We start from the raw sequence: 11,174 nt of genomic DNA, 5'->3' as shown, positions 1-11,174 counted from the left end.
CGCGGCGATCTGGCACAACCACAAGACCGGACAGCCGGTCATGCGATCCCTGATCGCCTACGACCACTAATCACATCGGAATGACTCGTCTAGTGGCCCGCGCCTCGACCCTCGGCGGCACCCCGCTCACCCCGGAGGGCTGACGCGGCGGGAGGCCCCGCGTCGGGGACGGGCCCCCGGCCCGCGACCGCGCTCCCCCGCGGTCGCAGCACTCCCGCCGTCACGGCCGCGACGGCGCAGCAGGCCACGGGGAGGAAGAAGGTCAGGTTCAGCGGGACCAGGCGGGTGAGCCAGCCGATGACGGCAGGTCCCGCGAGCATGCCGAGGTAGCCGAGTCCGGCGACCTTGGAGACGTTGGCGCCGGCGGCATCGGCGTCGGCGTGCCCGGCGGCGCTGAAGAGCTGGGGAACGCAGCCGGAGAGCCCGGCGCCGAAGAGCGCCCAGCCGGCCAGGGCGAGCGGAATCCACGGGGACAGGGCGGCCGCCGTCATGCCGACAGCGGCGACCGAGGCGCCGTGACGCAGGATCGCGGCGGGGCCGAAGCGGGCCGAGAGGCGGTCGGCGAGCAGGCGGCCGATGGTCATCGTCGCGGCGAACGCACCGTAGGCGAAGGCCGCCGTGCTGTCGGAGGCGCCAAGGACGGTCCGCAGGTGCAGCACGCTCCAGTCGTTGGCGACCCCCTCGCACAGCATGACCATCAGCGCGAGGACGGCCAGGATCCAGATACGGGTACGGGCCGGGGCCGCCCGCCCGGCCGGCCCGTCGGACCCGGTCCCGGCATCCGCGGCCGGTCCCGCGGCGGTGCGCAGCAGACCCGGCGCGGCGCACACGGAGACCACCACGCCCAGGACGGCCGCCGTGCCGAGCGTCGCCGCCGGGGTCCAGCCCGCGCTCGCGACGGCGGCACCCGCGAGGGCGGCCAGCACGCCGCCGACCGAGAACGTGGCGTGGAACGCGGACATCACCGGGCGTCCGTACGCCTTCTCGACCTGGACGGCGTGGGCGTTCATACTCACGTCCAGGCAGCCGTTGCCGAACCCGAGCACGATCAGGGCTCCGGCGAGCATCCACGGCTTCGAGGCCAGTCCGGGCAGCGCGAGGGCGGCACTGCACAGGACACCGGAGGCGGGCACGACGATCCGGGTGCCGAGGCGGTCGGCGACCGGGCCGGCCAGCTGCATCCCCACGAAGGCGCCCGCCCCGAGCAGGAGCAGGAAGCCGCCCAGGACGGCGTGACTGACGCCGACGCGGTGCTCGATGGGCGGGATCTGCACGATCCACATCCCCAGCAGGGTCCCGTTGAGGATGAAGTACGTGAAGGTCGCCAGACGCGCCGCGCGAAGTGATCGCTCCATGGAGCGAACGTATCGAACATAGAACGTGTTTGAAAAGCGCCTCTTCCCACAGCGTTCCTGTTCGCCAGCGCATGGTGTTCAATCGCCGCATGGGGAACACGGGCCGTCTGAGGCAGATCACGGACGCGGTGCGCGAGGCGGGCAGCCTCGGCGTCGGCCAGTTGGCCGAACTCACCGGAGCCTCGGAGATGACCATCCGCCGCGACCTGGAGGCCCTGGCCGCCCAAGGCGTACTGGAACGCTTCCGGGGCGGCGCCCGGACCCTGCTGCTGCGCGGCGAGGAGCCGCCCTTCCCTCTACGCGCGCAGGAGGGCACGCGGGCCAAGCAGCGCATCGCCGCGGACGCGGCCGCGCTGATCGCCGACGGGGAGACGGTCGTCCTCGACAGCGGCACCACCTGCCTGGAAGTTGCCAGGGCACTGCGCGGCCGGCGGGTGACCGTGATGCCGCTGTCGCTCCAGGCAGTCGACGCGCTCGCCGACAGTCCCGGGCAGACCACCCTCCTCGTGCCCGGCGGCCGGCCCCGTCCGGGCGAGGGGGCCCTCACCGGCCCCCTGACCCTGGCCTCGCTGGCGGCCCTGCGCTTCGACACCGCCGTCATCGGCTGTTGTGGGCTGACCGCACAACAGGGCCTGACCGCCTACGACTTGGACGACGCGGCGGTGAAGCGGGCCGCGATCGACTCCGCCCGGCGCGTGCTCGCCGTGGCCGACGGCACCAAACTGTCCCGTACGGCGCACGCCTTCGTCGCGCCGGTCTCGCGGCTGCACACCCTCGTCACCGACGATTCCGCGCCACCCGGCGAGGTCGAGGCGATCCGCGCCGCGGGCATGACCGTCAACACCGCTCGGTAGGGGTGAAGTTGACCATGCGAATCACTCTCGTCTCGCCCGCGACGAGCCCGTCGCTGCGGCAGGCCCGGTTCGACGACGGCGACTCGATCGACGACGGCGGGGCGGCCAGGGCCCGTTCGGCGGCCGGGTCGCTGCCCTCGGCCGCCCGCGTGCTTCTGTCCCCGAGCGCACGCTGCCGGGAGACGGCGTCGGCGCTCGGCCTCGACGGCGTGGCGGTACGGGAGTTGGCCGGTCTGGACGCGGGCCGCTGGCGGGGCCGGACCCTGGAGGAGGTGATGGCCACCGAGCCGGAGGCGGTGGGCCGCTGGCTCGCCGACCCCGACTGCGCACCGCACGGCGGGGAGTCGGTGCGGGACGCGTGCGAGCGGGTCGGGCACTGGCTGGACAGCGCGCGGGACACCGACGGCCGTACGCTCGCGGTGGTCGAGCCGGAGGTCGTACGGGCCGCGGTCGTCCATGTGCTGGGCGTGCCCGCGGCCGGTTTCTGGCGGCTGGACGTACCGCCTTTGACGGCAACGGAGTTCAGCGGTCGGGCCGGCCGCTGGAATCTGCGGCTCGGACAGCCGCTGGCGGCGTCCTGAGCAACGCCACAGGGCCCCCGGACGGATCCGAAGGGCCCTGTCGTGTTCCGAAGGGTTCAGTGCGCGGCCGGCACTGCCTGCCCGGACGCGGCGGTCGCGGGCCTGGGGTTCAGCAGCCGCTGGGCCAACTCGCCGAAGAGCAGCCCGAATCCGCCCCACAGGACGGACTGCATGGCCAGGGCGGAGAGCCGGAACCGCCACAGCAGGGTGGCCGGGAAGTCCGCCGGCACCTCGTTGACGACTGGCAGGAAGGCGTAGGCCAGCCCGATCACCACGGCGAAGGCGGCCACCGCGGCCACCGTCGCGTACCACGTGCCCAGCGTGGGCGCGAGGCGCTTGCCCAGGATCGTGGCGGCGATCGCGAGGAGGATGCTGAGCAGCATCATCAGGAAGTACAGGGTCGTGCGCTTGCCGATGGTGTCTTCCTGGCCGACCGCGGGCGGGTTGGCCGGGTACTTCAGGAACGGCACGACGTACACGGCCAGCAGCGCGCAGCCGGACAGCAGCAGCGCGGTCGCCCGTGGGGAGAAGCGGCCCACGCGACCCAGCGCGAAACAGAACGCGAGCGCGGCGATACCGCCGAAGGCGACCCCGTAGACGAGGACGCCGGTGGCGAGACCGGCGGTGGACTGAAGGGAACGGGAGACGACTTCCACTTCGTCATGAGAGTGGGAGTGGGAGTGCGCCTCCTCGAGGCCGATCGCCTTGTCGACGAACGGCTCCCCGAGGAAGTAGGCGACGACCAGGGCGAGCACACCGGCGGCGAGACCGGCGAGCATGCCCCGCACCAGAAGGTTTCTTACCGTTGCGGAGTTCATGAGCGTGCGGCGTCCCTCGCCTCAGTGGCAGGGGAAGCCGAGCAGGTGGCGGGCGTCGTGCACCCACTCGTGGACGTCCGTGCCGCTGAACACGGAGGTGGCGCCCTGCTCGGCGCCGACGAAGTAGAGCAGGACCAGCATGAGAACGCCGAAGAAGACCGCCCAGGGAGCTATCGCCTTCAGCGGCAGCGTGGCGGGAACGGCGGGGGTGGCGGTCGGCTGAGCGACGGTCTGCGCCATGGCAGAACCTCCTCTGGGAGTTCGCGTCCCATCTCGGTGGTGCACAGGACGACAGCCGCGGGTCTGACTCACGAACATCCCTGGGGCGTTCGCATACAGTGGCGCGACCGTGCCGGATTCCCACCGGCTTCCGTCGTGCCGTCGTCGATATCGGACAGACGGTATCGCGTGCCGGGCGCCCGGCCAAGACCGCGACCACGGACGTGATCTTCTCCACCAGCCGTACTCCGCGGAACGGGCGGAGGCCCCTTTTCAACCCTGGAGCGTCAACCTCAGCCCTGGAGCGTCAACGCCGTGTAGGCGGCCTCCGCGCGGCGGGAGCCCGGAGTGTCCGCCGGGGCGTTGCCGAGGAAGCCGTGCGTGGTGCCGTCGAAGTGGATCCGCCCCTGGGACAGGACGGTGATGCGGTCCGCGTCGTCGGCCGCCCCTCCCCTGCTCAGCTGCACCGCGATGGCCCGACAGGGCGCTCCGGTGCTGTGGCAAGATGCGCTGGCAGGCTCTGACCAGCTCAGACCGGTGGGACGGCGCACGCTGCTGCCCCACCGTCCGGCGCACCCACAGGCACTCCGCCCCGCCGCGCCACTCGATCCGCACGCACCACCCCGGAGGGACGAGCCCCGTGCTCACGTCGTACGCCGCCCACTTCGACACACCCGCCGGGTACCTGGACTTCGCACGTTTCGGGCCGCCCTCCCGGGACGCCGTCACCGCCACCGCGCGCGCCCTGGAGGCGTCCGCCCGCGCCGACCACACCACCGTGGACTCCCTGATGCGCGCGGAGGAGACCGCGCGGGACACGGCCGCCCGCCTCGCCGGCACCAACGCCCGGCACACGGTGCTCCTCCCGAACGCGTCCACCGGACTGTTCCACGCCGCGCTCGGCATCCGAGAGGGCGTGGTCCTCGCGCCACGCACCGACTTCCCCGCCAACCACTACCCGTGGCGCCGCTCCGCGGACCTGGGCCGGGCCACTCCGCGCTGGATCGACCCCGCGCCCGGCTCCGGAGTCACCCCCGACCTGGTCCGCGCCGCGCTGACCGACGACGTCGTGGCCGTGTCGGTCAGCGCCGTGGACTTCCGCACCGGGTTCCGTGCCGACCTGGCGGCGCTGCGCGAGGCGATCGGGCCCGACCGGCTGCTGATCGTGGACGCCATCCAGGCGTTCGGTGTCGCCTCGCTGCCCTGGGACGCCGCCGACGTGGTGGTCGCGGGGGGCCAGAAATGGCTGCGCGCCGGATGGTCGACCGGCTTCGCCACGCTGTCCGACCGCGCCCTGGAATCCCTGGAGCCGGTCCTCACCGGCTGGACGGGTGTCGAGGAGGTCGGCCTCTTCGACGGAGCCGAGCACCCGCCCGCCCCGGACGCACGACGGTGGTCGATCACCAATTTGAGCCCGGTGACGGCCGCCGCGTTCGCGGCCGCGCTGGACCTCGTCGAGCGGCACACCGTCGCCGCCATCGAAGCCGCGATCGCCGTACGGATCACCGAACTCACCGAGGTCGTCGAAACGTGCGGCGGCCGCGTCCTCTCCCCCGCCGACCCGGCGCGGCGCGCGGGCATCCTCTCCTTCACCGTGCCGGACCACGATCCGTCCCTCGTCGCCAAGGCGCTGCACGCCGAAGGCGTCACCGCGACCGTGCGCACCGACTCGCTCAGGCTCTCCCCGCACGCCTCGACCCCGCCGGAGGCAGCCGAACGGGTCGCCATCGCACTGTTGTCCCTGGGGAGTTGAACCCGCGGGCCGGCGATCTCGTTTCCGTCAGGCGGGAGCGGGCTCGGGCTCTGCCCGGGTGGTGAGCCGCCCGGCGCGGGCGAGCGCCGCCACCGAGGCGGCGCACACGAGTCCGGTGGCGGTCAGGGCCGTCCAGGTCATCCAGAGGGCATGGTGCCGCTCGGCGAAGTCCCACAGCGCGCCAGTGACCAGGTTGCCCAGGGTGATGCCCAGGCCGGAGACGGTGTTGTAGAGGCCGTAGTAGGTCGCGACCAGGCGGTTGCCCGACAGTGCGACGACGGTGTCCATCTCGAACGGGTAGACCACGGCGGAACCCACCGCGAGCAGGACCACCGCGGCCACCAGCGAGACCAGCGCGGCCTCCGCGGAGCCGCGCGGGGCGAGCGCGAGCGGCAGGAAGGCCAGCCCCATCACGGCCAGTCCCCGCACCAGCGCCTGGCTGGGTTGCCACCGCCGCTTGGCCCAGCCGGTCAGGCGCAGTTGGCCGACGACGGCCACCGCGGCGGAGACGATGAAGAGCCCGCTGGTGACCGCCGTGCCGTTCGCCCCCAGGGCGTCCGCCGCCGCCAGCGGAAGGGCCAGGTACACCTGGAAGGTGAGCACGTAGGAGCCGATCATGGCGGTGGCGAAGAGCAGGAAGGGGCGGTTGGACACGACCGTCCGCCACTGCGCGAGCACGCTCTCCTGCCGGGCCGTGTCCGCCGTGTGGCCGCGCCGGACGGGCAGGGCGCGCCACTGCAGCACGGTGAGTACGGCGAAGATGCCGGCCGCGGTCGTGCACACGAGGCGGAAGTCGGCGGCGAGCAGGGCGAGCCCGACGAGTGGGCCGAGCAGCATGCCGGCCTGGTAGAAGACGTTGAAGGCGGCGAAGGCATCCACGCGCCGTTCGCCCGCCTCGACGGCGAGGTAGGCGCGGACGGCTGGGTTGAACAGGGCGCCGGCGAAGCCGGTGGCGGCGGAGGCGGCGATCAGGGCGGGGAGGTTGTCGACCCAGCCGAGCAGGCCGAAGCCTGCGGTGCGCAGCAGGCAGCCGGCCATGATGGGGGTTTTGTAGCCGAGGCGGTCGGCGAGCGTACCGCCGATGAGGAACATGCCCTGCTGGGAGAAGTTGCGCACGCCCAGCACGAGCCCGACGGCCCAGGCGGCGAGGCCGAGCCCGTTGGACAGATGGGCGGCGAGGTAGGGCATGAGCATGTAGAAGGCGAGGTTGATGGCGAACTGGTTGGCCATCAACAGCCGTGCGGCGGGCGGGAAGGAGCGGGTCTGCCGCCACAGGCCCTTCATCGCCCGGCCCTCGCGAGTTCCGGGGCACCGCCGCCGACGGCGAGCGGGTCGACGACACGGGCGCAGCGGGTCCAGCGGGACACGGTCCGTTCGCCCGGATCACCGATCTCTTCCGGGTCGTCGGCGGGCAGGTGACCGAGGAGGCCGTGCTCCCGGCAGTACGCGTCGTCGAAGACGGTGCCGACATAGCGTTGCGGGCCGTCGGGGAAGACCGCGACGATCCGTTCCTCGGCGGGCAGGGTGCGGGCCAGCCAGCGGGCGACGAGGGCGACGGCGCCGACACTCCAGCCGCCGGTGGCGTAGTGGTCGCGGGCCAGGAGGCGCGCCGCCCACACCGCCTCGGGAGCGGCGACCCAGTGGACCTCGTCGAACAGGTCGTAGGCGACGTTGCGGGGGTGGATGCTGGAGCCGAGTCCGCGCATCAGGCGGGGCGCGGCGGGCTGCCCGAAGATCGTCGAGCCGGTGGTGTCCACCCCGGCCACGCGCAGCGCCGGGAAGAAGCCGCGCAGTACGGAGCCGATGCCGGCGGAGTGGCCGCCGGTGCCGACGGAGACGACGAGGGCGTCGATGCGGCCGAGTTGGGCGACGAGTTCGTGGGCGAGCGGGGCGTAGGCGGCGACGTTGTCGGGGTTGTCGTACTGGTCGGGGCACCACGCGTCCGGGTGGGCGGCGAGCAGTTCCCCGACCCGGTGGCGGCGGGCCTCCTGCCAGCCGCCGACCGGGTGCGGGGTGGTGACGACGTCGACTTCGGAGCCGTACGCCGTGAGCAGGCCGGTCATCAGTGGTTCGATCGCCGGGTCGGTGACGACGGTGACGGGGTGTCCGAAGGTGGCGCCCGCGAGGGCCAGCCCGAGACCGAGGGTGCCGGAGGTCGACTCCACGATCCGGGCGCCGGGCAGCAGCCGGCCGCGTTCACGGGCGGCTCGGACCATGTGCAGGGCGGTGCGGTCCTTGATGCCGCCGGGGTTGTGACCTTCGAGCTTGGCCCAGAAGCCGCGCCCGGCGGCGGTGAAGGGCTCGCCGATCCACAGCACGGGGGTGTCGCCGACCAGTCCGGCCGGTGTGCGCATGGGGCGTTTGACGTCGGCCAGGAGCTGGGCCGGGCAGGCGGGGACGGAGGTACGGATGGGATGGTTCATGGCGTGCTTCTCCTGCGGCCGGGGCCGTGAACGGCCGCCGGTCGTGTGGGGGCGGGAAGAGGGCGGTGCCGATCGGCTGCCGTTTCCTCGCGTCAGGGACGGGGCTCGGCAGCGGGGCCGATCAGGTCCGCCACACGCCGATGAGGGCTCGCGCGTGCCCGGGCGAGGTGCCGCCGGGCTCGGGAGCGGCTGCGGGGGGTCGCGCCGGGAGCGGCGCTGCCGGGGTGCGGTCGGCGGGCAGGGCGGCGTGGACCGCGGGATGGGCCGGGGAGACGTCGCGTGAGAGCTGCGCCGTCGGCTCGTCACCGTCCCAGCAGTGGACGCCGCTGTCGTGTGCGGGGGCCGAGGTCCGGACGTCCGCCCGGTGCTGCTCGTACGGTGCCGGCCCGCAGGCGGCCGAGACGACTAGCGGGGTGTCGGCCCGTGCCGCGCGGGTCGGTGTCGGGCCGTGGGCGCAGGCCAGTACGTGCACGAGCGCGGCCAGCAACAGCACGAGAACCGCTCCGGTCCGTGACGCGGAGCGGCGGCGTCGGAAGGTCAACCCGGCCAGCATGAACACAAACAGTAGTCGGTAGAGTACGTAAAGTTCTTGTCAGAGGTCGGCAAAGCGTGAGCGCCGCCCGGCCGGAACCACTGTCCCGGCCGGGCGGCGGCTCACCCTGAAGCTCACCTGGTGCGACTTACCTGAAGCGTCTCACCACTCGGCCCCGGCGCCCCGCCGGGCGAGCATGTCGGCCATCAGGTCCAGCTCCGCCCGCTGCCCGTCGACCATGGCCTGCGCGAGCCGCTCGAGCCTGGCGTCGCCGGCTCCCTTCACCGCGGCGCGCGCCATGTCGACGCCGCCGTTGTCCCACCGCATGGGGTGAGGGCACCGCCACCGGGGAGGCGAGGCTCGCGACGGCCCCGCCCGCCGCACGGCAGTGCGTGTCTCCGGGACCGGTCCGTGTCAAAGCACACGTGAGCGGCACGGTCCGGGGCCGTCACTGCCGTGCTCGTGTGCGCCACGGGCGCGGCCGGGACGGAGAACACCTCGTGGGCGGCGTGGGTACACACGGGAAACACCCACATCAGAACGGCGACCAAAGCGGCACAGCGCAGCGCGAGAACGGAGGCCGCACGCCGTGCCGCGCCCCGAAAGCCCTGGTGCCGATCGCTCATCGCACAGATCGTAGCCAAGTCCCGCAGAACGAACGGCGCCAGGGCCGGGGAGAGCGGGGAGAGCACTTGGTGCGTGGCCGGCGTCAACGCCCGGGCTGTGCATTCGACGACAGGGCGCACTCGGCCCATACCGTCTTGCCGGGACCGAGGCGGTCCCGTAGACCCCAGTCGACGGCGAGCGCGTCCACGAGGACCAGGCCACGGCCCCCACCCTCGTCCGGGCCGGGAACCATGCGCACCGGCAGGGCGGGGTGGGTGTCGGTCACCTCGATCCGCACGACGTTCCGGCCCTCCTCGAAGGACAGGGCGAGGGCGAAGTCCCGTCCGGAGACACGGCCGTGGAGAACGGCGTTCGCAGCGAGTTCGGCGACGACGAGGACGACGCTGTCGTGCGCCTCGGTCCCTCGGGGATGTCCCCACTCGGTGAGCTGGTGCGCAGCAAGCAGCCGGGCGAGGCGGGCGCCGCGACGGGTGGCGGAGAAACGCTGCGCGAACGTGCGTACGGAGGTGATGGATTGGCGGTTCAGGGCTGGCATGCGGGTCAGCTTGCAGTCAGTTGACGGGCGGTCGGCAGGTCCGCCGCCGATACAGATCACGTTGTACCGGTTCACGCGCTGGACTGGGTCGGTCGCTGTGCGTGAGCATTGATCGGTCTGGCGTGGCGCAGCGCGGACGGCGAACAGTACGGCACGGGTACGGCCCGGCGGCACAGGGGAAGGCGGCTGCGATGACGACGGACAACGGTGGCGGAGTGGGCGGGGGCTGCGAGCCGGAACTCTCCGACAGCCTGAAGACCTTCGGCGCGGTCCTCAAGGCCCTGCGGGAGGAAGCCGGCCTGACACAGGAGCAGTTCGCTCCGCTGGTGCGCTACTCGCCCGCGTACATCGCCAAGATCGAGCAGGGGAAACGCTTCCCGCCGAAGGATCTGCTGAAGCGGTCGGAGGAGGTCCTGGGCGCGGTCGCGGCACGGGTGCTGGGCGCTGCGGCGAAGAGCCTGACGCGGAAGGCGGGGCTGGCGTCCTGGTTCCGCCAGTGGGCGGGGATCGAGGAGGAGGCGATCTCGCTGTACGCGTACGAGTGTCGGGCCATTCCGGGGTTGTTGCAGCCCGAGCCGTACATCCGCGCAATCTTCGAGCGGCGGCTGCCGCCTCTGTCCGAGGATCAGATCGAACGCCAGGTCATGGCACGACTCGAGCGGCAACAGCTCCTGAGCGACAGGCCGAGCACGGCCTTCAGCTTCGTCATTGAACAAGCGCTGCTTGAGCGGCAGATGGGTGGACCAGAGGTCGCGCGACAACTGTTGGATCACCTGCTGGAGCAAGGTGCCCGAAGGAACGTTGAGATCCAGGTGATGCCCCTGCGCCAGTACGATCACGCGGGGATCGACGGCCTGATGTATCTCGCGGAGACGCCTCAACACGAGTGGGTGGGCTACTCCGAAGGCCAGCAGTCGAGCATTCTGATCACATCGCCGAAAGATGTCAGCGCTATGCTCCAGCGCTATGGCAAGCTGCGTTCACAGGCCCTCGGCCGTGAAGCCACCGTAAGCTTGCTGACGCAGATGCGAGGAGCACCATGAAGACCACTGAACTGGCCTGGTTCAAGAGCAGTTACAGCGGCAGCTCCGGCGACAACTGCATCGAGGTCGCCGTGCGTACCGAGGCCGTTCTCGTCCGGGACTCGAAGGACACGGACAGGCAGGCACTGGCCGTCTCCCCCGACGCCTGGACGGCGTTCACGACGCTGGCGACCGACTCGCGCCTCTGAGCTTCCGGTGGGGCAGCACCCGCCGCTGCCCCACCACCCTGCTCGGCCGCGGCGGCGGGAACCAGGTCGCCGGCCCGGTCCGCCAGCTGCTGCAGCCGCCCCCAGCGCCAAGGGAACATGGAGATTCTGGAAAGCAGAATCAGGGGGCGCACGCCATGGACAAGCCGCTGAAGACACCGCCGCCGTACCCGATCGCCAGCGTGGACCACGCGCTGCGGGCGGCGACCATCCTGCAGATGGAGGGCG

Annotated in this window: 14 protein-coding genes and 1 pseudogene; 6 read left to right on the top strand and 9 right to left on the bottom strand. The window is 72.3% G+C overall.

Annotation, left to right across the window (positions count from 1 at the left end; genetic code table 11):
• Positions 1 to 89: 89 nt before the first annotated feature.
• Complete coding sequence (locus tag ACWEK3_RS41200) at positions 90 to 1,355, bottom strand: MFS transporter (RefSeq protein ID WP_450547157.1); 1,266 nt, start codon at positions 1,353 to 1,355, stop codon at positions 90 to 92.
• A gap of 89 nt (positions 1,356 to 1,444) precedes the next feature.
• Between ACWEK3_RS41200 and ACWEK3_RS41195 the strand changes: the two genes are divergently transcribed.
• Both ACWEK3_RS41195 and ACWEK3_RS41190 read left to right on the top strand, forming a co-directional pair.
• The gene (locus ACWEK3_RS41195; protein ID WP_450547158.1) at positions 1,445 to 2,209 is read left to right on the top strand and encodes a DeoR/GlpR family DNA-binding transcription regulator; all 765 of its coding nucleotides are present in this window, start codon (positions 1,445 to 1,447) and stop codon (positions 2,207 to 2,209) included.
• An 8-nt stretch (positions 2,210 to 2,217) separates the two neighbouring features.
• Positions 2,218 to 2,790, top strand: a complete 573-nt coding sequence (locus ACWEK3_RS41190) for a histidine phosphatase family protein (RefSeq protein ID WP_450547159.1) — start codon at positions 2,218 to 2,220, stop codon at positions 2,788 to 2,790.
• Positions 2,791 to 2,846: 56 nt separating this feature from the next.
• Here the strand turns inward: ACWEK3_RS41190 and ACWEK3_RS41185 are convergent, their stop codons facing one another.
• The 3 genes from ACWEK3_RS41185 to ACWEK3_RS41175 all read right to left on the bottom strand — a co-directional run bounded on the left by ACWEK3_RS41185 (position 2,847) and on the right by ACWEK3_RS41175 (position 4,294).
• Positions 2,847 to 3,608, bottom strand: a complete 762-nt coding sequence (locus ACWEK3_RS41185; RefSeq protein WP_453252150.1) for a CbtA family protein — start codon at positions 3,606 to 3,608, stop codon at positions 2,847 to 2,849.
• Positions 3,609 to 3,629: 21 nt separating this feature from the next.
• Complete coding sequence (locus ACWEK3_RS41180; protein ID WP_141357464.1) at positions 3,630 to 3,848, bottom strand: CbtB domain-containing protein; 219 nt, start codon at positions 3,846 to 3,848, stop codon at positions 3,630 to 3,632.
• 272 nt (positions 3,849 to 4,120) lie between these two features.
• Entirely contained in the window at positions 4,121 to 4,294 is a 174-nt protein-coding gene (locus ACWEK3_RS41175; RefSeq protein ID WP_450547161.1) for a hypothetical protein, read from the bottom strand.
• A 173-nt stretch (positions 4,295 to 4,467) separates the two neighbouring features.
• Between ACWEK3_RS41175 and ACWEK3_RS41170 the strand changes: the two genes are divergently transcribed.
• Positions 4,468 to 5,580, top strand: a complete 1,113-nt coding sequence (locus ACWEK3_RS41170) for an aminotransferase class V-fold PLP-dependent enzyme (RefSeq protein ID WP_453252149.1) — start codon at positions 4,468 to 4,470, stop codon at positions 5,578 to 5,580.
• Positions 5,581 to 5,607: 27 nt separating this feature from the next.
• On the opposite strand, the gene ACWEK3_RS41165 is transcribed toward ACWEK3_RS41170, so the two are convergent.
• From ACWEK3_RS41165 to ACWEK3_RS41145, 5 genes are all read right to left on the bottom strand, one after another.
• On the bottom strand, positions 5,608 to 6,864 hold the full coding sequence (locus tag ACWEK3_RS41165; RefSeq protein ID WP_453252148.1) for an MFS transporter: 1,257 nt from the start codon (positions 6,862 to 6,864) through the stop codon (positions 5,608 to 5,610).
• Entirely contained in the window at positions 6,861 to 8,003 is a 1,143-nt protein-coding gene (locus ACWEK3_RS41160; RefSeq protein ID WP_453252147.1) for a PLP-dependent cysteine synthase family protein, read from the bottom strand. The genes ACWEK3_RS41165 and ACWEK3_RS41160 overlap by 4 nt, the downstream gene beginning before the upstream one ends.
• Before the next feature lie 121 nt (positions 8,004 to 8,124).
• The gene (locus tag ACWEK3_RS41155; RefSeq protein ID WP_453252146.1) at positions 8,125 to 8,556 is read right to left on the bottom strand and encodes a hypothetical protein; all 432 of its coding nucleotides are present in this window, start codon (positions 8,554 to 8,556) and stop codon (positions 8,125 to 8,127) included.
• A gap of 141 nt (positions 8,557 to 8,697) precedes the next feature.
• Positions 8,698 to 8,862 carry a DUF305 domain-containing protein gene (locus tag ACWEK3_RS41150; protein ID WP_453252145.1) on the bottom strand — a complete coding sequence of 55 codons (165 nt, stop codon included), beginning with the start codon at positions 8,860 to 8,862 and terminating at the stop codon, positions 8,698 to 8,700.
• 382 nt (positions 8,863 to 9,244) lie between these two features.
• Positions 9,245 to 9,697, bottom strand: coding sequence for an ATP-binding protein (locus ACWEK3_RS41145; RefSeq protein WP_453252144.1), 453 nt, complete (start codon positions 9,695 to 9,697; stop codon positions 9,245 to 9,247).
• 191 nt (positions 9,698 to 9,888) lie between these two features.
• Here ACWEK3_RS41145 and ACWEK3_RS41140 point away from each other — a divergent pair, with 191 nt between their 5' ends.
• From ACWEK3_RS41140 to ACWEK3_RS41130, 3 genes and pseudogenes are all read left to right on the top strand, one after another.
• Positions 9,889 to 10,740 carry a helix-turn-helix domain-containing protein gene (locus ACWEK3_RS41140; protein ID WP_453252143.1) on the top strand — a complete coding sequence of 284 codons (852 nt, stop codon included), beginning with the start codon at positions 9,889 to 9,891 and terminating at the stop codon, positions 10,738 to 10,740.
• The gene (locus ACWEK3_RS41135; RefSeq protein WP_376400436.1) at positions 10,737 to 10,928 is read left to right on the top strand and encodes a DUF397 domain-containing protein; all 192 of its coding nucleotides are present in this window, start codon (positions 10,737 to 10,739) and stop codon (positions 10,926 to 10,928) included. The genes ACWEK3_RS41140 and ACWEK3_RS41135 overlap by 4 nt, the downstream gene beginning before the upstream one ends.
• Before the next feature lie 155 nt (positions 10,929 to 11,083).
• A pseudogene (locus ACWEK3_RS41130) lies at positions 11,084 to 11,174 on the top strand (IclR family transcriptional regulator); the annotation flags it as partial.

The sequence above is a fragment of the Streptomyces sp. NPDC004721 genome (assembly GCF_053601495.1).
The sequence above is the reverse complement of the archived record's forward strand: the minus strand, read 5'-3'. Positions and strand labels throughout refer to the sequence as shown.